The following is a 25,987-nucleotide window of genomic DNA, read 5'->3' as shown; positions in this document are numbered from 1 at the left end:
GCGGGGGGACGGTCCCGGGCTGCCCGGACCGGCTCGGCCGGCCGGGCAGCCGCGCGGCGACGAGTTCGGCGAGCAGCCGGGGCGTTCCCGTCTCGTCGAACAGCTCTCGCATCGTGATCTTGACGTGGTGCTCCTGCTCGATCTCCCGGAGCACATTGATCATGAGGAGCGAGTCCGCACCGAGATCGAAGAACGGGGTGTCGGCCGGGACCGAGGCGAGGTCCTCTCCGAAGGCTCCGGAGAGGAAACCGAGGATGCTGTCCAGCAGCGGTCCGGTCTCCGTCGCTTCTGTCGTCATGGTGCGTTCCTCTCTCGCCGGGGAAATGGGTCCGCGGGGCCCGGGTGGGGCCCCGACCCAGTGATGTCGGTGCTGGAATCGGTAGCCGGGCAGCGGGACGCGCCGCCCTCCGGTGCCGGCCAGGAACGTCTCCCAGCGGACCTCCGCTCCCGCGCAGTGCAGATCCGCCGCGGCGCCGAAGAGCGCCGTGAGTCCGGTGTTCCGGTGCAGGGAGGGAACCGCCCGCACCGCCGGCAGGGAGCGGCGGGCCAGGCTGCTGAGCGTGGTGTGCGGGCCGATCTCCAGGAGCACGCCGGGCCGTTCACCGGCGACGGCACGCAGCGAGGCGTCGTAGCGCACCGGCTCGCGGGCATGGCGGACCAGGTGCTCCGGGTCCGGCACCCAGCCGGGCTCCCGGGTCCGGCCGTCGAGAGAGCTGATGAAGCGGGTCCGTACCGGTGCGAAGGGAGTCCTCGCCAGTACCGCCGCGAACGCGTCCAGCATCGGCTCCGTGGCAGCGGTGTGGAAGGCCCGGTCCACCGCGAGGCGTTCGTACGGGGTGCCCCGGACGTCGAGCGCGGCGCACATCCGGTCCACCGCCGCGACGGGACCTGCCAGTACGTGGGAGCGTTCCCCGTTGGTCACGGCGAGCTCCAGGCCGGGGTGCGCGGCGGCGAGCTGCGCGGCGGACTCCCGTTCCAGCGCCACCGCCACCATGGCACCCGGCGCGCAGTGGTCCCGCATCAACCGGCCCCGGTGCGTGCTGAGTTCCAGGCCGTCCGCGAGCGACAGCGCGCCGGCCGCGAAGAGTGCCGCGTACTCACCGACGCTGTGGCCGGTCACCGCCCGGGGCGTGATGCCCGCCTCGTCCCACAGCCGTACCAGGGCGCACTGGAGGGCGAACAGGGCCGGCTGCGCGGTCGCGGTCGGCCAGCGGGCCCCGGGCGTGCCCGCCCCCTCGGTGAGGAGTCCGGCCAGCAACGGTTCACCGGTGAGACCGCGGTGCCGGGCCTCACAGGCGTCGAGGACCTCACGCACCACGGGAAACCGTCCGTACAGCGCCGCCGCCGCCCCGGGGCGCAGCGAACCCTGACCGGTGAACTGGAACACCACCCGGGCGCAGGCGTCCCCCGGCGGCACGGGGCCCGCGGCGGTCGCGAGCGGCGCGGGGGCGCGGAGCCAGGCGTCCAGGGCATCGGCCAGCGCGGACGGTGTGCCGGCCCGCACCGCGATCCGGTGCCGGCCGTGCGAGCGCCCGAGCGCGGCGGTCGTGACGAGATCCGCCAGGGGCAGGGCGGTCCGCCTGCGGAGCACGTCGCGCAGGGACCGTACGTTGTCCGCGAGGGCCTCCCGGCTCGTCGCGGAGACCAGAAGCACGTCCGGCGGGGCGGCGGTGGCGGAACGCGGCTCGGGTTCGGGGGCTTCTTCGAGGATCAGGTGGACGTTGGTGCCGCCGACCCCGAGCGAGGTGACACCCGCCCGCCGGGGGGTGCCGTTCTCGGGCCACTGGTGCGGGGCGCGGGGTGCGTAGAACGGGCTGTCCGCCAGCCCGAGCAGCGGATTGGGGTCGGCGAAGCCCGCGATCGGCGGGATCACACCGTGCTTGAGCACCAGCAGGGCCTTGACGAGACCGGCCAGTCCGGACGCCACGTCGAGGTGTCCGATATTGGCCTTGACGGCTCCGAGAGCGCAGTAGCCGGTCCGGTCCGTGTCCTGCCGGTACGCCGCTCCCGCACCTTCGAGCTCGATGGGATCGCCCTTGAGGGTGCCGGTGCCGTGGGTCTCCAGATACCCGATGGTGTCTGCCCGGACGCCCGCGTGGTCCAGCGCCCGGCGCACGGCCCGCTGCTGGCCCCGGGCACTGGGCGCCGCGAACGCCTGTTTGTCGGCGCCGTCGTTGCAGATGCCCCAGCCGCGGATGACGCCGTGCACGGTGTCGCCGTCCGCGAGCGCGCGGGCCAGCCGCTTCAGCACGACGGCCACGACACCGGTGCCGCCGACGGTCCCGTTCGCGGCCGCGTCGAACGCCCGCAGCCGGCCGCTCCTGGAGAGGATCGAGCCCTTGACGTAGTGGTAGCCGAGCACCTGCGGGACGTGTACGGCGCCGGCGCCGGCCAGCGCGATGTCGCATTCGTCCAGCAGCAGGGACTGGGCGGCCAGGTGCACACCCACCAGCGAACTGGAGCAGGCGGTCTGCACGTTGACGGCTGGGCCGGTGAGACCGAGCCGGTGGGCGACCCGGGTCGCGTTGAAGTCGGTGTAGTTGCCCACCAGGACCTGCATGCCGGCCAGCCAGTCGGCGATGTCCTCGTTCGGCAGGACGTTGTTGAGCAGATAGGACTGCATGCTGTACAGGTGGTAGCCGGTGCTGGCATAGACCCCGATCCGCCTGCCGTCCCGCTCGTCGGGGTAGCCGGCGTTCTCCAGGGCGTGCTGCGCGCACTCCAGGAACATCCGGTGCTGGGGGTCGGTCAGACGGGCCTCGCGGGCGCTCATCCCGAAGTGCCGGGCATCGAACCCGGCGATGTCGTCCAGGACGGCCGAGGCCCCGACGAAGTCGTCGCGCCGGTACAGCTCCTCGGGGACTCCCGCGGCCTTCAGCTCGTCCGTCGTGAAGCGGGTGAAGCGGTCCTCGCCGTTACGGATGATGCGCCACAGGTCCTCCGGGGTATCGGCCCCCGGCAGCCGGAAGGCCATCCCGACCACGGCGATGCGCGGGTCCTGCCCGCCCCCGCCCATCAGCCGCGCCCTTCACGAACGGGGGCGTCGCCGGTCTCACGTAATCGCCCGGGTCCGGCCGGGGAACGGCGCAGCACGAGCAGCGTCAGCAGGGCGAGGCACAGGACGATGGCGAGGCCGTGCAGGGAGGCGACCACCTGGAACGGGGAGAACGACTCCAGCAGCGATCCGCTGATCAGCATCCCCATCCCGAACCCGGCGTTCTCGGCCGAGGCGGAGAGCCCGAAGAGGCGCCCGCGCTGCTCGTCCGGGACCAGCTGGAGCCGTGACACGTAGACGACTTCGGTGACTCCGTCCGCCGCTCCGGCGAGGAGCGCGGTGGCGAGCGTCGGTACGGTGGGCAGCCCGCTGAACACGATGATGAACGCCCCCGACATGACACAGGCACCGACCGCGAAGGCCCGCTCGCCCAGGGTGTGTCCGGTCCGGCGGTTGTGCCGGGCCAGCACCTGCTGGGCGATGATGGTGCCGACCGCCCAGGTGGCCCAGAACTGGCTGATGAAGGTGGCCGGATGGTCGGGGTCCAGCAGGCTGGAGTAGACGGGCAGCGCGACATTGTGCGAGGAGGAACCCAGCCCGTCGACGGCCCGCACGGCGATCATCGCCATCAGCACCGGAGCCCCGGCCCACAGCAGCCGGACGGAACGGTGACCGGCGCCCGGCGCACCCCCGTCGGATCCCCCGGCCCCCTCGGACCGGGCCCTCGTACGGATCGGCAGCACCAGCAGCACCGACGCGGAGACCAGGAACGTGCCCGCGTCCAGGACGAACGCCGCCGTGTATCCCAGCTGCGCCACCACCACACCCGCCGAGGCGAAGCCCGCGATCATGGCGAGGGAGCGGCCGGTGACCAGCAGACTGTTGGCGCGGGTCCGGTGCTCGGCCCCCACGATCTCCGGGATGCTGCTGCGCAGGGCGACCTGCGAGAGCGTCGAGCAGCCCCCGGTGACCACGGCCAGGCAGTACAGCAGGGAGACCCGGCCGGCCTCCGGCGCCAGGAGCAGCACCAGCAGCGCCAGTGCCTGGCCGAGGTCGGCGCCGATGATCAGCCGCTTGCGGTCGCACGCCGAGACGAGGCGCCCGCTCACGAACCCCGCCCCCACGCTCGTCCCCAGCCGTACCGCCATGAAGAGCCCCGCGGCCAGGGCGCTCCCGGTGACGTCGTAGACGAAGACGTTCAGCACGACCATGTTCAGATAACTGCCGTACGCGGAAACGCCGTTGCCGAGTACGAGCAGCCGGAAATGCTTCATGCGCACCCTTTCGGAACCACGAGGGGGAGTAGGCACCCGATCGCCCGCCGCCTCAGCCTCATGCGCCGGGTCGGTCTCCCGACACCCCGTTCCCCTCGCGGAGTTCAGTGGTTGCGCATGCACCTGCCAATCCCGTCAAGCCTTGCCCGTCCATCACAGGCTTCACACCAGGCCGCTGATATTTCTGGGCCGCGATCGCCTGTTCGATCCGTGGGGGCGCGGGTGCCGAGGTCCGGCGCCGTTTTCCGGGGGGTGCGCGATGTCCCGTCGGCGAAATCCGGGTGAACCGGTTGTCGCGTTGGTCACGCGGTTGGTCGCGCGAGTGGTCTGCGCACGGCGAAGTGCCTGGCCGAAGGGGTGGGCACTGGGGCGACGACCGGGGCCGCCACCCCTGGCCCGAGAGAGTCGTAGGTGGCGTCTGACCAGGTGTCTTGTCGCCCTGGTGGAGGTTGTAGATTGCCGCCTGCATCGATCCTTATCTGGGTGTTACTGGCTGTTCCTGGCCGCTGTTGGCTACGCGTTGGCCACGGCGCCCAACCGTCGAGTCGACCCCTGCGGGGTTGTTGAGCCAGCGGTTGACAGCTCGCCAGTGAGGCAGCCTGCGTGGAGGTCAAGGAGTACGTGCTTCAGACGGAGACGTGGTGGGAGTCCAGTCGCAAGAGTGCAGATGGCTGATGGGCCGGGCGAGCTGGTCCCGGCCCCAGCAACTATCCCGTTGGACCTTCAGCCCTGCGGCGTATGTCTCTCTGAAAAAGGTCCGGCTGGAGATCGTCCAGATCCTCTCGACATGCTGGCCTTGACACCCATGCTCGCCCTGGCCGGCAAGCCTCGCCTCTGGGAACCCTGTCGCCACTGATTTCGCGTGTTCTCTGCGACCGCCCAGCTTGTCGCCACCTGTCGGCGTCGCATCCTCCGCCTGGTCCGCCGCTGGCCCTGGACCGGGGAGATAACAGACATCCTCGCACTGTTCGCACTTCTGCCGAACTTCGGCTGACCCGCAGCTCCCTACCCTTCGAGCACCACCACTCCCACCTGGAGCGGTGGAACCCGGCGCCCACCCGACGCGACGCTCGGGCTGCCGACCTGCCCGGGAGCAGCCGCCGAAAGCGAAACGGTCCACCGACTCAGTCGGCGGACCGTCAAGAAAGAGCGACGTTGTCCATCTGTGAGCGATGCGCAGCGTAGTACGGGATTTGGCCATCTAGCTGACGATTTACACGAAACCAAGACACCTGGAACAGCGTACTTCTAGAATCACACCTCACGGGGCGAGAGGAAGTAGTGCGTTGCTGTCGGCTGGCATGTTTCGAGGTATCACGGATCTGAGTGGGCGCCTGCTCGAGGTCTACAAGATGAAGCGGGATGGCACCTACTTCGATCAACAACATTTTGCGCATCTCTTGCGGGAGAACGAGGCGGCAGCTGCTGAGGTAAGAAATGCCGAACGCGAAGAGCGTGCCGCAGCTATTCGGGCAGAAGAAGCGAGCCGTAGTAATCGGTATGAGGTGGATCGGGACTGGCGGCAAGCGCAGATCAGCATTCAGGTTAAAACGGACCAGGACAAGATCGATCGAGATATCGAAAACTCACCCTACTCCTGCACCGCTCAGGAACTTCGGGAATGGGTTTGCGAGGCAACTAATGACGGGGCGCGTCCAGCCCTCCTAGTTGCTCCATTCTTTCACGATGAACTTAACAGGGAGGGGAACGACGGCGGCCCTCATGCTTTCAGGGTAGCGATTCGTCGGGCCTGGGTGAACTCTCAGTGGGCGGCCGATGTTGGCTCTATGGATGGCACGATGAAGAGGCCCTTGAGGCAGACCGATCTCGATGTTGCGCTCCTTCAAAAGGCTCTCAGCGACCTTCCAGTAATTCTTGTGTATGGAGATGTTCAAGCAGGTAAGAGGGTGTGGCCTAGTCTCACGGCTTGGAATATAGTGGATTCCGGAAATCGGTCTATTCAAGTAAATTTTCCACCCTTGGCACTTCCGCGAAATAGTGCGGATGAGGAGATTCAACGAACAAACCGACTCGCTTTTGAGGATGAGCTTGGATATTCAACTGCTCTCACCATTGGCCTGCTGGGTGAGTGGTTCCACCTGGCTAATTACGGTAGGTCGCCCTACATCCATAGGACGCTTCCAGACAACATGGGACTGGAACGGCGGGCTATGGCACTTGGATTGATTTCCGCCTACGAGGTTGCGATTCAGCGCAGGAGGGTCGAAGGAGCCGCTGGACGTATCGAGCAAGCAGTCTTGTGCAGGGACGCGCAATTTGCGGATGAGGCTAGAAATTTCGCTCTCAATGCATTGAATATCTGTGAAAGCTCCAACACCTCGGTCATTGACACATCCCAAGCTCGACTTCTCCTTGATGTCCTTACGGAAATAGGAGATCCGTCGCAAGTAGCCAGGGCATCCAGGATCCTAGAGGTGGTTTCTTATCGGTCAACTATGCGATCTTTGGGGTGGTGACGTTTCATGAAAAAACAGAAGGTCGCAGTTGCGGTGGACTTCGGCACTCATGGCACTGGGTACGCGTGGACGATCATTGATGCGGTTAGGAGTGGGAGTCAGCATCGAGAAATTCATCCGAGGATGCACTGGCCTTCGCATCCAATTCCATACCCGAAGAATCTAACTGCACTGCTTTTCGATGAGAGCGGCGATTTGCAGGCTTGGGGTTATGATGCCCGCCGGCGTTTTAACTCGCGATCTAAAGGTGACAAAAATCGCTATGTGAGCGCTTTCAAGATGTCTCTAGCACCAATGGCTGAGGGGGCATCGGATAGGCCAGAACTCCCATCCGAGTCGATTTCTTCGGATGACACAAAGAGGCTGGTTACTCTATATCTTGAGAAGATTTACGAAGAAGTTGTCGATGAGGTCAAGAGGAGCGGATTTTCGGAAGATGAAATCCGTTGGTGCATCACGGTTCCCGCTATTTGGGGTGACTATGAGAAGCAATTGATGCGCGAAGCTGCTGAAGCTGCGGGTTTACCGAGAGAGCCCAGACGTCTGTTGCTGGCTTACGAGCCTGAAGTGGCAGCCCATTATGCGCGGGTCTCCGGGGTGCGTACAGCAAAGCTTACCGGAAAGCGCGCTAGCCTCTTGTCTCCGGGATCGCGATTCGTGGTCGCGGATTGCGGAGGCGGGACCGTCGACATCACTGCTTATCGGGCAATATCGGGCGACAGCCTGGAGGAGATCGGTCGTGAGTGCGGAGGGAAATTTGGTTCCGAGTACATCAACCGTGCATTCGTTGAGAATATCCTCATGCCGCGTTTTGGGTCCTTTGAAGCATTTGAGCGGATCAGGGAACGGCAGCCCGCGGTAATTGTTGATCTGATCGATGAATGGGAAAGGGCAAAGCTTCACTTCGCCGTAGGGCAGATCGAAGAGATTAATATTCAGATCCCCTTGGCGCTCGATCGCTGCCTCGATGAAGGTGCTCGCGCTGCTCTGTCGAAAATTCAGGAAGGATTCACAGACGCCATTGTTGTATCCCCTGATGAAGCCTGCCAGGCATTCGAGACCGTCGTTCCAGGTGTTCTCGGTTTGGTTGATAAGCAGCTAGAGGAGATGAAACGGCAGAGACGAAACGCACCTGGCAAGGAGCTAGTTGTGCTTGTCGGAGGTTTCGGTAACTCTCCGTACCTTCGGCGCCGGCTTGAGGAGCACCTGGACGGACGCGCAGACGTGATTGTGCCGCCTGATCCTCAGGTGGCTGTTCTTTACGGAGCTGTCTATTTCGCCTGTAATCCACAAGTTCGGGCGCGGCGAGCTCGTCTCACGTACGGATGTAACACAAGCAATACGTTTCGCCCGCAACTTGATCCGGAAAAGTTCAGATTTGCTGGCCCTGACGGAGTAGATAGATGTAAAAATCGATTCTGCGTTTTTGTTACTGCAGGGCAGACGGTAAGGGTGGACGAGGTAGTGGAGCACTCACTATCGCCACTTTGGGACACCCAGAAAGAAATTCAGATTGATGTATATGGCACGCTGGGTGGCTATCCTCAGTATGTCACGGAAAGGGACTGCCAGAAGATAGGGAGTGTTACTGTCGACCTGTCCAGCGTGATGCACCTCGCTCATGTGAAACGTGGCATTAGCGTGATGATGCAGTTTGGAGAAACGGAGATTAGGGTAACCGCTACGCTCAAAGAGACCGGAGAGTCGGTGCAGGTTGACTTGGACTTCGTTCCACTGTCTTGAATGGATGGAAATTCTGTGGCTGATGCTACTGAGACCGAAGTTGACGAAGCTATCTCGGGTAGTGAAATAGATCATTCTGGATCGGATGGGCCTGATGGGGAGATCGAGCGAGGCGTTTTGGAACTTGAAAGCGAGGTGCGCTCGCTTCGAGAGGTGCTCCAGGAAGTGCAAGGCGAGTTAGCCAAGCTCCGGGCTTCGGTGGCGGATATGGATGCCCGAGTTGATGGCATTCAATCGCAGTGGACGCGTCACCGAGACGACCTCGATGATCTTCAGTCTGAAGGGCACCGTGTCCTGGCTGATAAATACATGGGATTTGTCGAGCAAGTGTTATTTGGGTTGGCGCGAAAGTCTTTGGCTCTGACTCCGCAAGAGGACTTTGGGGAATCCCTTTCTCGTTCAGTCCAGAGGCTCTGTCTTGAGCTTTTTGGCCGAGCGCAGCCTAGTGAGGCCCGTATTCGTCGTATCGTGAAGGCTAAGTCGAGTGACGCCTTGGCTGCGCATGTGAATAATGCCTTTAGGCAAGGCGTCGCTTTGCTGGGTGAAGCCCATTCAATGAAAGATAGGCCATTTTGGGACTTTGAGTTCCTTCAGGGTGGGCCGATGAACGCTGAACGCCAGCGGGTGTGGGGAAAGTCTGACCCGGAGGCGCCGGTTCTCTACGTTGTTTCGCCGGCGTATGTCGCCGGTGGAGTTAGATATTGCTTGCAACGAGTCGTCACAGCACAAGCCGCGTAGGGAGGAGCTGAAGGGGCGCCTGAGCTGCATGGCGCTGGGATCGTGCTGGGATGACCTCCTCGCGATCACCCTGACGCATGGCGGCCCGACCCGAGGTGAGCGGTCGGTCGACCACGGGGCCTTTTCCAACCTCAGGTTGAGGCGTGCTGAAGGACGACAGCCTTCACGATGTCGATGACCGGTTGGTGCTGCAGCGGAGCTTGCATAGCAGGCGCTGGTCCTTGCGGGTGGTCATGGCCTGCTCGTTGAGGCAGCGGATCCTGGCGTGACTGCTGTTGTGCAGGCGCATCCACCGCTTGAGCCGGCGGCCCCGAAAATGGCATGCGGACTGGTCCGCCAGCGCCTTGGCGCACCTTGTCCGGACAGCACTTTACGCCTGCCTCGGTGAGCGCGTTGATGATGCCGTGAGTGCGTGCGGCGGTCAGGTCAGAGGTGGACCCGGGCAGTGTTGGTGAGGCCCACAAGAGCCGTCCGAACGGATCGGTGAGGACCGGGACGTTCATGCCGTGGCGTTTGTGTTTTCCGGAGTAGTACGGGGTCTTGGCGGCGATCCGGTCGATCGGCAGCAGGGTGCCGTCCAGGATCACGAATGCCTTCGTCCGTACGGTCTTGATCGCCTCGCCAGGGTGGGGGCCAGGGCCGCCAGGACGTCGACGGCCTCGCGCATGTAGTGGTAGGCGGTTGCGGTGCCGATGCGGAAGCCGGCGGCGAGCTGGGCGTAAGTGTCGTCGTACTGTAGGTGGGCCAGGGTCAGCAGGGCCTGAGGCCCGACTGGCAGACGTCGCCGCCGAGTCCCGATCTTCCGTCGCTGAACCCCGAGACCGCCCCGCCAGGTACCGAAGGGTACGGCTGGACAGATCAATCGACGACGGGTAGGCAAGCATGAGAGGCTTGTGGCGGGCGTGGGTAATCTTGGCCGAGAACCCGTCTGCAGGAGCTTCATCATTGCGCAGGACCGTCCAACGCGTGGTCAGCACCGCAAGGTTGGAATGAGCTCATTCACTTCGGGTTCACCCTCCTCGGTGCTGGGACCGGCGAGCCGGACCGACCGCCTTCACGCAATGCCGCTGGCTGCGGCGGCCCCCCAGATGGGCGGTTGCGAGGTATCCGCTTGCACTGGGCTTCGTGCACGAGAAGGGCGCGGATAGTCTCCGGTCGCAGTCTGGGGTAGGTGCTCATCGCCATGGCGGCGAGCGCAGCCGCGTGGGCTGTAACTGCGCTCGTGGCGTTGGTCCGGGGCAGCTGACGCGCAGGGTCATGGTGGGTCGTTGCCACGCTCACTAGCTTGTGTGCGTCCAGGTCGCTGTCGTCAGGGGCGACGAGCATGTTGCCGCCCTCTAGGATGATGTCGGGCTTACGAGTTGGTGCGTGATAACGGGTGAGGCGTCGTGCGTGGGTGATGGCATGATCTGGCTGCGGCGATCATGGTCAATCGGACGGTCCTGGCGCATCGGCTGTTCACCGGAATCTCGCGGCGTCATCTGGCCTACCTGATCGAGGAGTTGGCTGCGCCGTGGCAAGCCGGTGTCGAAGGCCGCCACCATGCTGCACGAGGCGGGGCCAGGAAGCGGGCCGAGAGAGTCGATGCCCGCCACCAACTGGTCTTCGTCGACCGTCTGGTGGCCGCGGTGATCCACCTGCGACACGACCTCCCGCACTCGGTCCTGGGCCTGTTGTTCGGTGTTGACCGCTCCACCATCACCCGGGCCGTCCAGGAGATACGCGCGCTCCTGGCCCAACGGGGGTGCGCGGTCCCCGAGTGCCCGGACCTGCGTCTTCGGACCCTGGCGGATGTGTTCGCCTACGCCCAGGCCGAGGGCATCGAGCTGCGCCTGGACGCCACCGAGATCCAGGTCCGCAGACCGTCGGCCAGCCGCGGCGGACGACACGCGTTCGTCTCCGGTAAGAAGAAGCAGAACACGATGAAGGCCACCGTGATCGCCGACTACAAGGGGCCGCACACTATGGACCGACGCGCTGCGACCTGGACGCATGCATGACGCCACCGCCGTCCGCAACGAAGGCATCGCCGTTTGCTTCCAGCAGTTTCTCGGGGTGGAGTCTTCCTGGACAACGGTTACCTCGGTCTGAGACGTGATCACCCAGTCCAGGCGATCACCCCTCCGAGAAAGCCGCGGCCCGGAGCACTGCCCGGCAGAGTCGAGCAGTGGGAACGCGACCGCCACGGCCACTCGTCCGACCGCATCACAGTCGAACATGCCCTCGCCGATCACAAATGCTGGAATCAACTGACCCGCTGGACCCACCGCCGCGACTGCCTGCCCGACACCTACCGAGCCATCATCGGTCTCGTCTCCGACCGCACCACCAACATCTGGAAGAAGCCCCGAGCAGGCCAACGACGCCTCACCCGCTATCACGCACCAACTCGTTAGCCCACTCAAGGCTGCGCTGTTACTGGGACGCTGCGGACATGATCACGTCCACGAGCCTTTCCGCAGCGTCCGGGTGGCCGTGTGCCCCGGCTGCCGCGGCCATCGCGTTGCGGCGCTCCGGATCGTCGAGGAGTGGGCCGACCGCCCCGCGCAGGTGCCCGCCGGTGACGTCGCCCAGGAGTGCGACTGCCGCCCCGGCCTCTTCCAGGTGACGGGCGTTGTGGGCCTGCTCGTTCCCGGCCGCTGTCGCGAGCGGGACGAACACCGCCGACTTGCCGAGGGCGGTCAGCTCGGCCAGGGTGCCCGCACCGCTGCGGGAGATCACCAGATCGGCCAGGGCCAGGACGTCCGGCAGCTCCGGTCCGACGAACGGGGTGAGGTGGTACCGGGCGGCGAGGGTGGCCGGAAGCTCTGCGGCGCGCGCGGACAGTGCCTCCCGGTGGGCCGGGCCGCACTGGTGCACCACGTTGGCGCGCTCCAGCAGCCATGGCAGTTCGCCGCCGACCACGTCGTTGATCTGCTGAGAGCCCTGCGCGCCTCCGGTGACGTACACGGTCGGGAGACGGCGGTCGAAGCTGTGGAGGCCGAGCGCGGTCACGGCCTTGTCCGGGTGGCCGGTCAGGACCTCCGGTCGTACGGGATTGCCGGTGACCACCGCCGCCGACCGCACGCTCTTCGGCAGGAGCGGCAGGGTCGACTCCGAGGACACGGCAATCCGTGCGGCGGAACCGGCGAGCTTACGGTTGGCGAGGCCGAGGCGGACGGTCTGCTCGTGCAGGACCAGCGGTACCCGGCACATCCTGGCGGCGAGCCCCGTCGGCACGGCGACGTAACCCCCCGTGGCGAGGACGACGTCCGGCCGGAAGGCGGAGACGGCACTGCGCGCCTGAGCGACCCCGATCGGCACGCGCGCCATGTCCCGGACGTTGGCGGGCGACACCATCTTCAGCGGGTTCGCGTGACGCCGGATCTTGCCCGTGGCGACGGTGGTGAACGGGATGCCCTCGGTGCTGGTGACCCGGGCTTCAAGGCCCTCGGCCGTGCCGATCCACAGGACGTCCAGAGTGCGGCCGGAAGCATCCAGGCGTGCCTGCAAGGTACGGATCGCGGTGAGAGCGGGGTATGTGTGACCGCCAGTGCCGCCACCCGTCACGATCAGGCGGAAGACGGTCGTCTGCTGAGGCGCGGTGTTCACGCTGGGCACTCTAGTGGCTGCTGTTCGGTGATCGTTCGTGATCGTCTCGCGACGGAGGCGCCTGGGTTGCGCTTTCGGGCGCGCTCTTCGCGTCGGTGGCCTCCGGGGTCGAATGGAAGGTGCCAGCAGCGTGTCCTGAGCTCACGCAGCGGCTGAACGCGGCTGGGTCGGGTGAGCGCTGGAAAGTGCTGGTCACTTGGGTATCCGGCGTCCGGGAACGTGCCCACCCGGAAGAACTCGCTGGCGCGTTGGTCACGCCGTTGGTCACGGAGGGGGTAGGCGGCCCACGAAGCACCTGGTCAAGGGGCCACATGCTGGGGCGACGACCGGGGCCGCCACCCCCCACAGGAGAGGCCCCGGTCGTCTTCCGCGGGGCCGTAGGACGACCCCGTACTCCTCTCAGCGCCATCGGTGCGTTTTCTGTCACACCGCACGGTGTCCGAGGAATGTTGCGGGTTGTACAAGTCATGGACGCGGGCCCCGCCGAGGACGTAGCGTGCTGAGTCGCGCAGGGTGGCGCGGCAGTGATGACCAGCTGCGATTCGGGACAGCAGGGCAGGTTGAGGGAGTGCTGGGGGACGACGCGGAGCTCACTGCCGCGGTACTCGCGGCACAGGACGGGGACGAGGACGCCTTCCGTACTGTGTACCGCGCTGTGCAGCCGCGGCTGCTGGGCTACATAAGGACACTGGTGGGGGAGCCGGACGCCGAGGACGTGGCGTCCGAGTCCTGGTTGCAGATAGCGCGCGACCTCGACCGGTTCAGCGGCGACGCCGACCGCTTCCGCGGCTGGGCGGCGCGCATAGCCCGCAACCGTGCGCTGGACCATCTGCGGATGCGCGGCAGGCGCCCCGCGATCGGCGGCGACGAGTCGGAGCTGTCCGAGCGGCCGGCCGAGTCCGACACCGCGGACGAGGCGATGGAGGCCCTGGCCACCGGCCGCACGATGTCGCTCATCGCGCAGCTGCCGCAGGACCAGGCCGAGGCCGTGGTGCTGCGGGTGGTGGTGGGCCTGGACGCGAAGGGTGCGGCGCAGACGCTGGGCAAGCGTCCGGGGGCGGTGCGCACCGCGGCGCACCGGGGCCTGAAGCGGCTGGCCGAGCTGTTGCGCACGGACGGCGACGGCGAAGGCGAGGACGACGGGAACGGCGGGAACGGCGGCGCGGACGGCGCCCCCGAAGGAGATCCGGCGGACCCGTCCGCCCCGCACCGGAGCACGGCTGGCCGGACGTCGGAACTCGACGCGGTGCCCGCCCAGCGCCCCGCCCGCAACGGTCTGGCGGCGCCGGCCGGTGTGACGCATTCGCGTCCGTGGACGCAGAAGGACATGTGATGGCCGACGAGCGGTACGAATGGCTTGACAAGGACGCCGCGGAGAGATTGCTCCGCGGCGAGCCGGTCGATCCCGTCGGCGGCCGGTCGTGTACGGACGCCGAGAGGCTCGTGGCCGCGCTGGACGCCGCCGCACGCGCCACCCGCCCGGCCACCACCGAACTGCCCGGCGAGGCCGCGGCGCTCACCGCCTTCCGCACGGCCGGCCGCTCCGCGCGTGCGAACGCGCGGGCGAGGGGCGCCGCGGAGGGCCGGTCCGCCGGTGCCGAGGCGCTGGGCGCGGTCCGTATCGGGGCCGCCGCGGGCGGCTCCGTCCCGTACGCCACCGCGTCCGCGGCAACCGGCTCCAGCCGCTCCGCGCGCTGGAGCCGGCCCGTCCGCTTCGGCCTGGTCGCCTCCCTCGCGGGCTGCGCGCTCGGCGGGGTGGCCGTGGCGGCCGGAACCGGAATGCTGCCCGGACCGTTCGGCGGGAGCACTCCGCTGCCCGCGGCCTCAGTCTCGGCCGAGGCGACGCCCGAGGAGCTCGGCTCGGGGCTCACCACGGACGAGACCGCGCAGCCGCCGCCGTCCGCCTCCCCGAAGGAGGGCGCCTCCAAGCCCCCGGTCAGCCCCTCCGCCCCGGCCGAGGACCGGGACCACGGCGGATCCGGCAGGACGACGGAGCCCGGCGGCGGTGACAAGCGGAAGCCCGGTGGCGCCGCGACCGGCTCCCCGGGCGGCACCCGCAGCGGCAAGCAGACCGAGAAACCCTGGAACGAGGCCTCCGGCGACTGGTACGCCAAGGCGCGGCAGGCCTGCCGCGACTACCGCGACGGCAAGCTGACCGAGAAGCGCAGGCAGAAGCTCGAAGCCCTGGCCAACGGTGCCCGGAACCTGGACCGGTTCTGCGACCGCGTGATCGAGGGATCCGAGCAGGGCAGGAACGACCAGGGCGACGACGACGAGCAGGGCGAGAACGGCTCGTCCGGGAACAACAGCGGCTCCGCCGCCGGCACACCCTCCTCGGTCCGGTTCGCCGAAGGCGTGCGCATCCCGGCGGCCCCGGCCTCCCTGACGCCCTCGGCCCGGACCTCCGGCAACGGCAACGGCACCGGAAACGGCAACGGCACCGGCAAAGGCACCGGAAACGGCCTCGGCACCGGTTCGCGGAGCTGAACGAAGCCGTCCGCGACAGGCTTTTTTCGGCCCTCCGCCATCAGGTGTGACGTTTTTCGAGGCCGCGGCGCAGTACTGAGTGAGCCGACTGGTCATCGGCCGCGCACAGAGCCGGGGTTCCCCCCGTACCTACGGCTCGGCGCACATGGCGCGGGCGGGACACGTTCCCCCGGTCCCGCCCGCGCCCCTTCTTCCCCCGGCTGCCCCTCTCCGGACGCTCGCCCTATCCGTAGACGACGACCTTGTCGCCGTTCTTCACCTGGGCGAAGAGTGAGGCGATCTTCCCTTCGTCCCGGACGTTGACGCACCCGTGCGAGGCGCCGTTGTAGCCGCGGGCCGCGAAGTCCGACGAGTAGTGCACCGCCTGGCCGCCGCTGAAGAACATCGCGTACGGCATGGCCGTGTGGTAGATCGACGACACGTGGTGGCGGGACTTCCAGTAGACCGAGAAGGTGCCCTCGCGCGTCGGTGTGTACTGGGAGCCGAAGCGCACGTCCATCGACGACACGACCCGGCCGTCGATCATCCAGGACAGCGTCCGGCTGTTCTTGCTGATGCAGAGCACCCGGCCGGTCATGCAGCGCTTGTCCGGCTTGGTGACCGGCCGGGTGGTCGGCGGGTTCAGCTCGGTGGCGGTCGGCTCACGCGTCATGCCGAGCAGCTTTTGCCAGGTGAGGGTGTCCGCCTTGCCCGTACGGGTCAGGCCCCGCTTGCCCTGGAAGGACTGGACCGCGGCGACCGTGACGGTGCCGTAGTAGCCGGTGGGGCTCCGGTCGAAGTGACCGATCTGCCGCAGCCGGGCCTGGAGTTCGCGCACCTGCTTGCCCTGGGAACCGCTCGCCATCAGCGTCGTGCCCTGCGGGTCGGGCTTCTTCGGTGTGGGCGACGCCGTGGCCGTGGGCGCCGTCGGTGACGGCGAGGCGGTGGGCGAGGACGGCGGTGCGGTGGGCTTGCCGTCGTCGCCGGCGGTGGCCGGCGGCGGCGCCGAAGGGGCCGCCGGCGCGTCGCCGGCGGCCTGCGCCTTGCAGCCGGCCGTCGCGGCGGCGACGGTGAGAACGGCGAGCACCGCGGCCCCCGCCCGAGCCCGTTTCGTGTTCCGTGAGGTGCTTGTGGTGGTGCTTCCCGTCATCTCGGCCCCCTGTGTGTCCGGTGTCCCCTTGGACGGATTCCCGCTCTGCCCGGTTGCCAAAGCCCGCGCATGATGGGGAGAGCGGCGACGAGACCCCGGGCGGGGCTGTGAGCAAGGTCCCAGCCCGTCCCCCTCCAACGGTCTCGCGTCCACCGCTACAGTCCGTCGCGGGAATCTTGGTTACCGGTAAGTAGCTTTACTGAGCAGCTTCAGCGGGAGGCACAGCAGATGACGCGCGAGTCGGAGTCGGGACTGCCCATCGAACCGGTCTACGGACCGGACGCACTCGACGGCTGGAGCCCCGGCGAAAAGCTGGGAGAGCCGGGTGCCTACCCCTTCACGCGCGGTGTCTACCCCACGATGTATACCGGCCGTCCGTGGACGATGCGCCAGTACGCGGGTTTCGGTACGGCCACGGAATCCAACGCCCGCTACAAGCAGCTGATCGCCAACGGGACGACGGGCCTGTCCGTCGCGTTCGACCTGCCCACCCAGATGGGCCACGACTCGGACGCGCCGATCGCGTCCGGCGAGGTCGGCAAGGTCGGTGTCGCGATCGACTCGATCGACGACATGCGGGTGCTGTTCGACGGGATCCCGCTGGACAAGGTCTCCACGTCCATGACGATCAACGCCCCGGCCGCGCTGCTCCTGCTGCTCTACCAACTGGTCGGCGAGGAGCAGGGCGTCCCGGCCGAGAAGCTCACCGGCACCATCCAGAACGATGTGCTCAAGGAGTACATCGCGCGCGGCACCTACATCTTCCCGCCCGCCCCCTCGCTGCGGCTGATCGCCGACATCTTCAAGTACTGCCGGGCCGAGATCCCGAAGTGGAACACCATCTCGATCTCCGGCTACCACATGGCCGAGGCCGGGGCCTCGCCCGCGCAGGAGATCGCCTTCACCCTCGCCGACGGCATCGAGTACGTCCGTACCGCCGTCGCGGCCGGCATGGACGTCGACGACTTCGCGCCCCGGCTCTCCTTCTTCTTCGTCGCCCGCACCACGATCCTCGAAGAGGTCGCCAAGTTCCGCGCCGCCCGCCGGATCTGGGCGCGGGTGATGAAGGAGGAGTTCGGCGCCGAGAACCCCAAGTCGCTGATGCTGCGCTTCCACACCCAGACCGCGGGGGTCCAGCTCACCGCCCAGCAGCCGGAGGTCAATCTGGTGCGGGTCGCCGTCCAGGGCCTGGCCGCGGTCCTCGGCGGCACCCAGTCGCTGCACACCAACTCCTTCGACGAGGCGATCGCCCTGCCCACCGACAAGTCGGCCCGCCTGGCCCTGCGCACCCAGCAGGTCCTGGCGTACGAAACGGACGTCACGGCCACCGTGGACCCGTTCGCCGGGTCGTACGTCGTCGAGTCGATGACCGATGCCGTCGAAGCCGCCGCGGCCGACCTGATGGCCAGGGTCGAGGACATGGGCGGCGCCGTCAGCGCGATCGAGCGCGGCTTCCAGAAGAACGAGATCGAGCGCTCCGCGTACCGCGTCGCCCTGGAGACCGACAGCGCGGAGCGCGTCGTGGTCGGCGTCAACCGCTTCCGGCTCGACGAGGAGGAGCCGTACGAGCCGCTCCGCGTCGACCCCGCGATCGAGGCCGAACAGGCGGCCCGCCTGGCGAAGCTCCGCGCCGACCGCGACCAGGGCGCCGTGGACACCGCCCTGGCCCGGCTGCGGGAGGCGGCCGAGGGCACGGAGAACGTCCTGTACCCGATGAAGGACGCGCTCAGGGCCCGGGCGACGGTGGGCGAGGTCTGCGACGCGCTGCGCGAGGTGTGGGGCCGGTATGTGCCTTCGGACGCGTTCTGAGGGGGCGGGTACCCGTGCGGGTGATCTCTCGCTGAATGTCCGCGACCCTGGATAAGCTCATGAAAAGTGGTCCCCGAAAGGAGGATGCCGTGGCCGTAATACAGCACGAGGAGCAGGTGCACGTGCAGGAACAGCCGGAGCTGACGCTCGGCGAGGCAGCCGACCAGCTCGCACGCTCGCTGCCTGGGCATCGCGTGGAGATTCTCCAGGGGAGGCTCACTGTGACACCACCGGCGGACGGAACGCATGCTCTGGCGTTGTCCTGGCTCGGCGAGGAGTTCGGAGCACGGGCGCGCACCGTGGGGCTCAGACTCGTCCAGGGCGTCGGGCTGTGGTTGCCCACCGGACCCGAGGACTACGCGATTCCCGACCTGTCGGTCGTCGAGGCGGACTTCCGGGACCATCACGCCATGAAGAACTGCTACGCCGCCCACGTCTTCCGCATGGTCGTGGAGGTGACGTCGACCAACTGGGCGGACGACCTCGGCCCCAAGGTCGAGGACTACGCCCAGGCGGGCATCCCGGTCTACGTCGTGGCCGACCGCAAGCACGACCAGGTGCTGCTCTGCACCGACCCCCGGGGCGGCGAGTACAAGAACAAGGCGCACCACAAGCGCGGCACCTCGTTCACCGTGCCGGACGTGGTCGGCGTCGAGATGAAGCTCTCCGTCGACCGCCTCCTCGACGGCGACGAGGACTGATCCCGCGCCTTCCCGAAACCCCCTGGACGGAGTGTCGTACCCGCGTGCGACACTCCGTTTCATGCTGGGTGTCACCGATCTTCCGACCTATCTCGCCGGCCTGGTGCTGATCGTCCTGCTGCCGGGACCGAATTCGCTGTACGTGCTCTCCGTCGCCGCCCGGCGCGGGGTGCGGACCGGGTATGTGGCGGCGGCCGGGGTGTGGACCGGCGACACCGTGCTGATGACGCTGTCCGCGCTCGGGGCCTCGTCGCTGCTGCAGACGACGCCGGTGCTCTTCGCCGTCGTCAAGTTCGCCGGTGCGGGCTATCTGACCTGGCTGGCGATCGGCATGCTGCGGGCCGCGGTGACCATGTGGCGCGAGCGGCACCGGCGGATGGCCGAGCTGACCGAGGAGGACGCCGGGCCCGCGGCCGCGGCGGCGATGGAGCGGCCGTACCGGCGGGCGCTGGTGGTCAGCCTCTTCAACCCGAAGGCGATCCTCTTCCTGATCTCGTTCTTCGTGCAGTTCGTCGACCCGCACTACGCCTATCCGGCGCTGTCCTTCCTGGTGCTGGGCACCCTGCTGCAGATCGCCAGCTTCCTCTATCTGTCGATGCTGATATTCGGCGGCACCCGGCTCTCCGCCGCGTTCCGCCGCCGCAAGCGGCTGTCTGCGGGCGCCACTTCGGCGGCCGGTCTGCTCTTCCTGGGGTTCGCGGCGAAGCTCTCGCTCAGCAGCGTGTGACCTCAAGGACCCCCAGTGGGGCCAGGTACCGGGCCAGGCCCGACGCGTCCTCGCCCGCCCAGCCGATGTAGCCGTCGGGGCGGACCAGGAACAGGCCCCTGCCGTACGCCTCGCAGGCGTCCGTGCGGTGCACCCGCAGCTGTTCGCCGTCGAACGCCGGGAGGCCGGTGTCCGTGCCCACCGCGAGCAGTGTGAAGTGCGGGCCGCGGAAGAGGTCGAAGAGGCGGCGTCCCCCGTCCGCCGGGCCGTCCGGGGCGCGGTCGCCGGAGTGCAGGGCACCGGCCCGGCCCACCGACAGCGGGCCCCGGCGGTAGCCGAGGCCGAGCTGCTGGGTCGCCGCGCCGCGCTCCTGCTCGCCCCGGTGGATCCGGGTGGACAGGCCGAGCATGTCGGCGGCGATCGGGCGGCGCTCCTGCTCGTAGCTGTCGAGCAGCGGGACGGGCGCACCGTGCTGCAGCACCTGGCCGAGCTTCCAGCCCAGGTTGTACGCGTCCTGGACGCTGGTGTTCAGGCCCTGTCCGCCCGCGGGGGAGTGGACGTGCGCGGCGTCGCCGGCCAGGAAGACCCGGCCGTCGCGGAACCGGTCGGCCAGCGCGGCGCGCGGCCGGAAGTCGGAGGCCCAGCGGACCTCGGTGATGTCCCCGGCCGCCAGATGCGTACGGGCGGCGACCAGCGCGCGCACCCCCTCCGGGGACGTGTCGGGCTCGCCCTCCCTGAACTGGGCGGCCAGCTGGAGGTCTGCCGTGCCGGGCAGCGGGCAGAGCGTGAGAAAGCCCTGATCCCCTTGTGTCGCATGCCAGTTGAGCCGGTCCAGCGCGCCCTCGGCCACCCGGACGTCGGCGACCAGCATCGGCGCCGGGTCCACGGTCTCGCCGGCCATGGCGATCCCCAGCTCGCGCCGGACGGTACTGCGGCCGCCGTCCGCCGCGACCAGGAAGGAGGCCCGGACCGGCCCGCCGGACAGGAGGGCCGTGACGCCGTCCGCGTCCTGGCCGAGTCCGGTCAGCGCGGTGGAGAAGGTGACGTCGCCACCCAGTTCGCGCAGCCGGGCCAGCAGGATCTCCTGGGTGCGCCACTGCGGCATCAGCCACGGCTCCCCGTACGGCTCGGCGTCCGTGGGCGCGGCGCGGCGGAACATGTCGTACTCCCGCTGCCGCTTCCCGTCCTGCCAGACCATTGCGACCGGAGCCGGGCCGCCGTGCTCGCGCACCGCGTCGCCGACCCCGAGGTCGTCCAGCACCTCCCGGGTGCGCGGCTGGATGCCCTTGCCGCGCGAGCCGGGAAAGAGCGCGGGCGCCTGCTCGACGACCAGGGCGCGCACACCGCGTCGGGCCAGATCGCAGGCGAGGGCCAGGCCGCAGGGACCGGCGCCGACGATCAGCACATCGACCTGTGCGCCGACTTCCTTAACGCTGTTAAGTTCCATGATTGGGAGTGTGTGCTTAACGCTGTTAAATTGTCAAGGTGGGTACGACGAAGATCGACCGGGCACGAGTGGCCGACACCGGGCTGCGGCTGCTGAACGAGGCGGGCCTCGACGGCCTCACCCTGCGCGCCATCGCCAGGGAGCTGGACGTCAAGGCGCCCGCGCTCTACTGGCACTTCAAGGACAAGCAGGCGCTCCTCGACGAGATGGCCACGGTGATGTACCGCCGGATGCTCGCCGAGGGCCTGCCGGAACCGGGCCCGGAGCGCTGGCAGGACCAGCTCGTCGCGTACAACAGCGCGCTGCGCACCGCCCTGCTGCGCTACCGCGACGGGGCGAAGGTCTACAGCGGGGCCAAATTCACCGGCACCGACCACGCCGACGGCCTCGAAACCCATCTGCGGACGATGGTCGACGCCGGTTTCGAGCTGTGGCAGGCCGTCCGGGCCGGCACCACCGCCTACTCGTACACCATGGGCTTCGTCACCGAGGAGCAGGGTGTCCGGCCGATGCCGGACGAGCGGCGCGAGGGCTTCGACATCGACGAGCGGGCCGCCCGCATGACCGCGTACCCGCTCGCCGCCGCGGCCGGCGCCGAGATCTTCGCCAACTACGACGAACGCTTCGAGGACGGGCTGCGGCTGATCGTCGCGGGCATCGAGGCGCGGTACGGGGTGCGCTGAAAGGCCCGTACCAGCGGGGTCGGTGCGCAGTTTCCTGTACCGAAAGGGCGAGTTCATCCGGCGGCCGTTCAGGTTTCTTAACGTGACGCGGAACCGAACACACGCGCCGGGCATCCGCCCCGCGACGGGGCGGGGCCCGGCGCGTCCCGGTGACCGCACGCCCGGACACGCCCCCTTCCCCCACGGGCACAGACGCTTGGAGCGCCATGAGAGAAGCCCGCACCCGTTGGCCACGGCAACGCGACTCGGCCCCGCCGGGGAGCGCCGCGTCGCCGCTCGCCTCCGTCACCCCGACCGACGTGGACGTGTGCCTGCGGGCCTGTGCCGCGCACAGCACCAAACTGGTGGCGGGGCTCGACCGCCGGCGTGCGGCACTCGCGGAGGCGCTGCGGCACCTGCTGGCCGTGCACGCCGCGACGCGGCCCGCGCCGTCCACCGCCGCCGCGCCCTCGCTCCCGCTGATGCGGCGGTCCGGCAGGGCGGGCGGGAACTCCGCCGCGGCCCTCGCCGACGAACTGCTCGATCCGCTGCTCGCGGTCGGCAACAAGGCGCTGGACTGCGGGTACGAGGACGAGCTGAAGCTCGCGGTGCTCATCGGGGACACCGTGCTCACCCAGCGCAAGGGCTCCCGGGCCGGCTGGCGGCTGCGCGCCAGGACGCTGGAGGCGATGGGCGCGGAGGACGCGGCCATCGAGGCGTACGAACGCTATCTCTCGTTCACCGAGGACGACGGCTTCGGCATCGCGGCCAAGGTCGTCGGGCTGCGCGCGGGCGCGCGGCGCCAGGACGAGCTGCTGCGCAGGCTGGAGCACGACTGCCCGGCCGCCGTCGAGCACGCGGCCCGCCCCGTCACCGAGTCCTGGGCCGAGGGCCTGGCCCTCCAGGCGCGCGGCGACTGGGCCCGCGCCGAGCCCCTGCTGGTCGGCGCCCTGCTCGCCCAGGAGCGCACCGGGGCCCCGGTCACCGAACTCCAGGAGGCCACCTCCCAGTACCTCGCCCTCGCCATGGAGGCGGCCGGGACGGACCCCGCCGCCGTGGCCGGGCTCACCGGGACCGTCGGCCTCTACGCCGAACAGCGCCGGAGCCGGATGCGCGGCCCGGTCGCGGACCCCACCTTCGGCGGGGTCGAGTGGACCACGGTCGGCGAGTTCCGCAACCGGATCGCGGGAAAGTCGATCTGCCTGATCGCCAACTCCCAGCGCGTCGGCGGCAGTTCGATGGGCGCCGAGATCGACGGCTACGACCTGGTCGTGCGGTTCAACTCGTACCGGATCGACCCGGCGGCCACCGGACGGCGCACCGACATCCACGCCACCATCCACAAGCACGGGTTCAACTGGGACCAGAAGGTGCACACCCGGCTGGTCTTCGGCGGGGTCGCCGGGGACTGGAAGCACTCCCTGCGCAACCGCCTCGTCCCCGGCGCCCAGCAGTACCTGGGCGACGAATCGCTGCGCTGGCCGCTGCGCGACATCGGCCGCGTCGGCGCCGACGTCTGGCCGGCCATCCCCACCACCGGCTTCAACATGCTCTGGCTCCTGGACCACCTCGACGTCAGCAGCCGGCTCGACCTGATCGGCTTCGACTTCTACGAGAGCGGCGCCTACCGGCTGCCCGGCGCGATGCGGATGCCCATCACCTCCGTGCACGAGTACACCAGCGAAAAGGCGTGGGTCATGGAACGCGCCCAGAGCGTCACCGACATGAGGATCCGACTGCGATGACGACGACCGCCACGCCCTCTTCCGCGCCGCCCGCCCCGCCCGCGCCCGCGAACCCGCTCACCGGCAAGCGCCGGGTCGCCTTCGCGAGCTTCGTCGACGAGAACTACCTGCCCGGCTTCCTCGCCCTGCTGCGCAGCCTGGCCCTGTCCAACCCGGACGTCTGCGAGGACTTCCTCGTCCTGCACGACGGACTGCGTCCCGCCTCCGTCGCACGGATCCGGGCCCTGCACCCGCGCGTCGACTTCCGCCGCGTCGACGCCGGGCACTACGACGCCTACGCCAAGGGCGACCAGGACAACTACCTGGTGCGCAAGGCCTACTTCATCCTCGACGTCTTCCGGGTCCGCGACTACGACACGGTGATCACCCTGGACACCGACATGGTGGTCCTCGGCGATCTCGGTGAACTGCTCGGACTGCGCGAGGGACTGGCCGCCGTACCGCAGTTCTTCTACGGGCAGCATAAGCTCAACAGCGGACTGCTGGTCATCCAGCGCGAGTATCTGAGCGACGCGTTCTGCGCGCGGCTCGACGAGGTCGGACGGGCCGGCACGTACGAGCTCGACAAGCACGACCAGGGCATCCTCAACGCCGTGCTCGACGGTGACTTCGTCCAGCTCGACGCCCGCTACAACTTCGTCAAGCGGCGCCTCAGCGGCGACCTCCCGGTCCCCGACTCCACCGCGATCCTGCACTTCACCGGGCGGCACAAGCCCTGGCAGGGCGGCGAGGCCGGATACCGCGAGGCCGAGGACCGCTGGCACGAATTCGAGCTGACCGACGCCGAGTTCCACGCCGCGTACCTGGCGCTGCCCGGCGCCAAGCACCACGACCTGCTGGTCCACTACGGCACCCCGCACGTGGGGCGCACCGGCTCCCCGGAGGACGCCCGCAAGGTCGCCGCCTCCCACATCGCGGCGGGCGAGTACCAGGAGGCGGCCGATCTGCTGGGCCGGGTCCGGATCCCCGTCGACGAGTCCTGGCCCCACGAGGTGCTCGGCCACGCCCTGATGAGCGTCTCCCGCTACGAGGAGGCCCGCGCCCGGCTGCTGCTCGCCACCGCGTCGCCCAACCGGGCCCCCACCGCCTTCGCCCGCCTCGCCCAGATCGCCTGGATCCACGGCGACGACGACGCGGCGGCCGAGTACGCCCTCAAGGGCCTCGCGGTCGACCCCACCCACCGGGCCAACCGGCTGATGCACAAGCGCACCACCGACCCGGCCCCGCCCGCGGAGGGCCCCGCCGCCGGCCAGCTCGCCCATGTCGCCTTCTACATGGAGCGCCAGGGCAACGCCGGGGACAAGCTGCTGCCACAGAGCGTACGGCTGGCCTTCGGCCGGGACACCGGCCCGCGGCGATGGCACTCCATCCACGCCCACCGGCTCTTCGACGAGGCCGCGCTGGAACGGGTCAACGAACGCCGGGGACTGGTCATCGGCGGCGGCGGCCTCTTCATCCCGGACACCGCGCCCAACGGCAACAGCGGCTGGCAGTGGAACGTACCGGACGAACTGCTCGACCGGATCGACGTACCCGTCATGGTCTACGCGGTCGGCTTCAACGCCTTCGACGGCCAGGCGTACGGGCACGGGCGGGAGCGGTTCCTCTCCAGCCTGCGCCGGCTCGTCGAACGGGCCTCGTTCTTCGGGCTGCGCAACCACGGCTCCATCGAGAAGGTCCGCGAACTGCTGCCCGCCTCCCTCCACGACAAGGTGCGCTTCCAGCCCTGCCCGACGACGGTCACCAGACAGCTGGTGGACGGCTGGGCGGACCCGGTGCGGCGCGAGGACACCGTGCTGGTCAACGCCGCGTACGACCGTTCGGGGCTCCGCTTCGGGCACGACTACGGGCACTTCCTGGCCGAGATGGCGACCGCGGTGCGGGAGCTCGGCACCCGGGCCGAGGTCCAGTGCGTCGCCCACTCGCTGGACGACGAGCGGATCGCCTTCGACCTGCGGCGCGAGCACGGCATCGCGCTGCCGGTGATCCCGATGTACGACTTCGACAACGACGCGATCCGGGACACCTACGCCCGGACCAAGCTGGTCATCGGGATGCGCGGGCACGCGGGAATGATCCCGTTCGGCTGCGGCACGCCGATCATCAGCCTGATCTCGCACCCGAAGATGGCGTACTTCCTCGCCGACATCGACCGTCCGGAGTGGGGCATCTCGGTCCACGACCGGCACCTCGGGGCCCGCCTCGCCGAACGGGCCGCCGGACTGCTCGACGACCACGCGGCGAGCGTCGCCGATGTGCACGGCCGGCAGCAGGAACTCTGGAAGGTCACCGAGGCCAACGCGGCGGACCTGCGGGTGATCCAGGGCGGCGTGACGGTCTGACCGCCCGCCCGGCGGCGTGCGGGACGCGCCCGCCACCGGGCACCCCGCCCCGCCCCGGCTCGTACGGCCGTGGGGCGGGGCGTCCGGTCCGTCGCCCGTACGGCAGTGGGGCGGGGCACCCACTCCGGCGCCCCGCCCCAC

General features: G+C 68.6%; 17 protein-coding genes and 3 pseudogenes. 13 read left to right on the top strand and 7 right to left on the bottom strand.

What is annotated here, in order from left to right:
• Both AADR41_RS31815 and AADR41_RS31810 read right to left on the bottom strand, forming a co-directional pair.
• The coding region (locus AADR41_RS31815; RefSeq protein WP_342285103.1) for a type I polyketide synthase at positions 1-3,016 on the bottom strand (3,016 nt) is incomplete at its 3' end.
• Positions 3,016-4,269 (bottom strand): MFS transporter, encoded by a 1,254-nt coding sequence (locus AADR41_RS31810; RefSeq protein ID WP_342285102.1) that lies wholly within the window; start codon positions 4,267-4,269, stop codon positions 3,016-3,018. The genes AADR41_RS31815 and AADR41_RS31810, both read right to left, overlap by 1 nt.
• Before the next feature lie 752 nt (positions 4,270-5,021).
• Between AADR41_RS31810 and AADR41_RS31805 the strand changes: the two are divergent.
• The 4 genes and pseudogenes from AADR41_RS31805 to AADR41_RS31790 form a co-directional block, all read left to right on the top strand.
• A pseudogene (locus AADR41_RS31805) lies at positions 5,022-5,263 on the top strand (IS1380 family transposase); the annotation flags it as partial.
• A gap of 358 nt (positions 5,264-5,621) precedes the next feature.
• Positions 5,622-6,746 (top strand): hypothetical protein, encoded by a 1,125-nt coding sequence (locus AADR41_RS31800; protein ID WP_342285100.1) that lies wholly within the window; start codon positions 5,622-5,624, stop codon positions 6,744-6,746.
• A gap of 6 nt (positions 6,747-6,752) precedes the next feature.
• A complete protein-coding gene (locus tag AADR41_RS31795; RefSeq protein ID WP_342285098.1) occupies positions 6,753-8,489 on the top strand; it encodes an Hsp70 family protein in 1,737 nt (578 codons plus the stop codon).
• A 15-nt stretch (positions 8,490-8,504) separates the two neighbouring features.
• The gene (locus AADR41_RS31790) at positions 8,505-9,227 is read left to right on the top strand and encodes a hypothetical protein (protein ID WP_342285097.1); all 723 of its coding nucleotides are present in this window, start codon (positions 8,505-8,507) and stop codon (positions 9,225-9,227) included.
• Between the two features lie 131 nt (positions 9,228-9,358).
• Here the strand turns inward: AADR41_RS31790 and AADR41_RS31785 are convergent.
• Together AADR41_RS31785 and AADR41_RS42995 are read right to left on the bottom strand one after the other, a co-directional pair.
• Positions 9,359-10,111: pseudogene (locus tag AADR41_RS31785) on the bottom strand (transposase family protein).
• Between the two features lie 115 nt (positions 10,112-10,226).
• On the bottom strand, positions 10,227-10,628 hold the full coding sequence (locus AADR41_RS42995; protein ID WP_446751143.1) for a S8 family serine peptidase: 402 nt from the start codon (positions 10,626-10,628) through the stop codon (positions 10,227-10,229).
• Positions 10,629-10,651: 23 nt separating this feature from the next.
• On the opposite strand from AADR41_RS42995, the pseudogene AADR41_RS31780 reads away from it, so the two are divergent.
• Positions 10,652-11,623 (top strand): annotated as a pseudogene (locus AADR41_RS31780) (transposase family protein).
• 19 nt (positions 11,624-11,642) lie between these two features.
• Here AADR41_RS31780 and AADR41_RS31775 read toward each other — a convergent pair.
• Positions 11,643-12,818, bottom strand: a complete 1,176-nt coding sequence (locus AADR41_RS31775; RefSeq protein WP_342285096.1) for a UDP-N-acetylglucosamine--N-acetylmuramyl-(pentapeptide) pyrophosphoryl-undecaprenol N-acetylglucosamine transferase — start codon at positions 12,816-12,818, stop codon at positions 11,643-11,645.
• A gap of 568 nt (positions 12,819-13,386) precedes the next feature.
• Between AADR41_RS31775 and AADR41_RS31770 the strand changes: the two genes are divergently transcribed.
• Entirely contained in the window at positions 13,387-14,151 is a 765-nt protein-coding gene (locus AADR41_RS31770; RefSeq protein ID WP_342285095.1) for an RNA polymerase sigma factor, read from the top strand.
• Positions 14,151-15,305 carry a hypothetical protein gene (locus tag AADR41_RS31765; RefSeq protein ID WP_342285094.1) on the top strand — a complete coding sequence of 385 codons (1,155 nt, stop codon included), beginning with the start codon at positions 14,151-14,153 and terminating at the stop codon, positions 15,303-15,305. Before AADR41_RS31770 ends, AADR41_RS31765 begins: the two co-directional genes overlap by 1 nt.
• Positions 15,306-15,528: 223 nt before the next feature.
• On the opposite strand, the gene AADR41_RS31760 is transcribed toward AADR41_RS31765, so the two are convergent.
• Entirely contained in the window at positions 15,529-16,434 is a 906-nt protein-coding gene (locus AADR41_RS31760) for a L,D-transpeptidase family protein (RefSeq protein ID WP_342285092.1), read from the bottom strand.
• Positions 16,435-16,662: 228 nt separating this feature from the next.
• Here AADR41_RS31760 and AADR41_RS31755 point away from each other — a divergent pair, with 228 nt between their 5' ends.
• The 3 genes from AADR41_RS31755 to leuE all read left to right on the top strand — a co-directional run bounded on the left by AADR41_RS31755 (position 16,663) and on the right by leuE (position 19,671).
• A complete protein-coding gene (locus tag AADR41_RS31755) occupies positions 16,663-18,243 on the top strand; it encodes an acyl-CoA mutase large subunit family protein (protein ID WP_342285091.1) in 1,581 nt (526 codons plus the stop codon).
• 89 nt (positions 18,244-18,332) lie between these two features.
• Positions 18,333-18,944: a Uma2 family endonuclease gene (locus tag AADR41_RS31750; protein ID WP_342285090.1), complete on the top strand. Its 612-nt coding sequence runs from the start codon at positions 18,333-18,335 to the stop codon at positions 18,942-18,944.
• A 61-nt stretch (positions 18,945-19,005) separates the two neighbouring features.
• Positions 19,006-19,671: a leucine efflux protein LeuE gene (gene leuE / locus AADR41_RS31745; protein ID WP_259928170.1), complete on the top strand. Its 666-nt coding sequence runs from the start codon at positions 19,006-19,008 to the stop codon at positions 19,669-19,671.
• Here the strand turns inward: leuE and AADR41_RS31740 are convergent.
• Positions 19,658-21,097, bottom strand: a complete 1,440-nt coding sequence (locus tag AADR41_RS31740) for an FAD-dependent monooxygenase (protein WP_342285089.1) — start codon at positions 21,095-21,097, stop codon at positions 19,658-19,660. The genes leuE and AADR41_RS31740 overlap by 14 nt on opposite strands.
• Before the next feature lie 38 nt (positions 21,098-21,135).
• On the opposite strand from AADR41_RS31740, the gene AADR41_RS31735 reads away from it, so the two are divergent.
• From AADR41_RS31735 to AADR41_RS31725, 3 genes are all read left to right on the top strand, one after another.
• Entirely contained in the window at positions 21,136-21,780 is a 645-nt protein-coding gene (locus tag AADR41_RS31735) for a TetR/AcrR family transcriptional regulator C-terminal domain-containing protein (RefSeq protein ID WP_342285088.1), read from the top strand.
• 206 nt (positions 21,781-21,986) lie between these two features.
• Complete coding sequence (locus tag AADR41_RS31730) at positions 21,987-23,504, top strand: hypothetical protein (RefSeq protein WP_342285087.1); 1,518 nt, start codon at positions 21,987-21,989, stop codon at positions 23,502-23,504.
• Positions 23,501-25,846 carry a glycosyltransferase gene (locus tag AADR41_RS31725; protein WP_342285086.1) on the top strand — a complete coding sequence of 782 codons (2,346 nt, stop codon included), beginning with the start codon at positions 23,501-23,503 and terminating at the stop codon, positions 25,844-25,846. The genes AADR41_RS31730 and AADR41_RS31725 overlap by 4 nt, the downstream gene beginning before the upstream one ends.
• The last annotated feature ends 141 nt before the right edge of the window (positions 25,847-25,987 follow it).

It is taken from the genome of Streptomyces sp. CLV115, assembly GCF_038448545.1.
Lineage (GTDB): Bacteria > Actinomycetota > Actinomycetes > Streptomycetales > Streptomycetaceae > Streptomyces > Streptomyces sanglieri.
The sequence above is the reverse complement of the archived record's forward strand: the minus strand, read 5'-3'. Positions and strand labels throughout refer to the sequence as shown.

Coding starts and splice junctions, on each gene's coding strand:
- AADR41_RS31810 (WP_342285102.1), bottom strand. CDS start 4,269: ATGAAGCATTTCCGGCTGCTCGTACTCGGCAACGGCGTTTCCGCGTAC.
- AADR41_RS31800 (WP_342285100.1), top strand. CDS start 5,622: ATGAAGCGGGATGGCACCTACTTCGATCAACAACATTTTGCGCATCTC.
- AADR41_RS31795 (WP_342285098.1), top strand. CDS start 6,753: ATGAAAAAACAGAAGGTCGCAGTTGCGGTGGACTTCGGCACTCATGGC.
- AADR41_RS31765 (WP_342285094.1), top strand. CDS start 14,151: ATGGCCGACGAGCGGTACGAATGGCTTGACAAGGACGCCGCGGAGAGA.
- AADR41_RS31760 (WP_342285092.1), bottom strand. CDS start 16,434: ATGACGGGAAGCACCACCACAAGCACCTCACGGAACACGAAACGGGCT.
- AADR41_RS31755 (WP_342285091.1), top strand. CDS start 16,663: ATGACGCGCGAGTCGGAGTCGGGACTGCCCATCGAACCGGTCTACGGA.
- leuE (WP_259928170.1), top strand. CDS start 19,006: ATGCTGGGTGTCACCGATCTTCCGACCTATCTCGCCGGCCTGGTGCTG.
- AADR41_RS31740 (WP_342285089.1), bottom strand. CDS start 21,097: ATGGAACTTAACAGCGTTAAGGAAGTCGGCGCACAGGTCGATGTGCTG.
- AADR41_RS31730 (WP_342285087.1), top strand. CDS start 21,987: ATGAGAGAAGCCCGCACCCGTTGGCCACGGCAACGCGACTCGGCCCCG.
- AADR41_RS31725 (WP_342285086.1), top strand. CDS start 23,501: ATGACGACGACCGCCACGCCCTCTTCCGCGCCGCCCGCCCCGCCCGCG.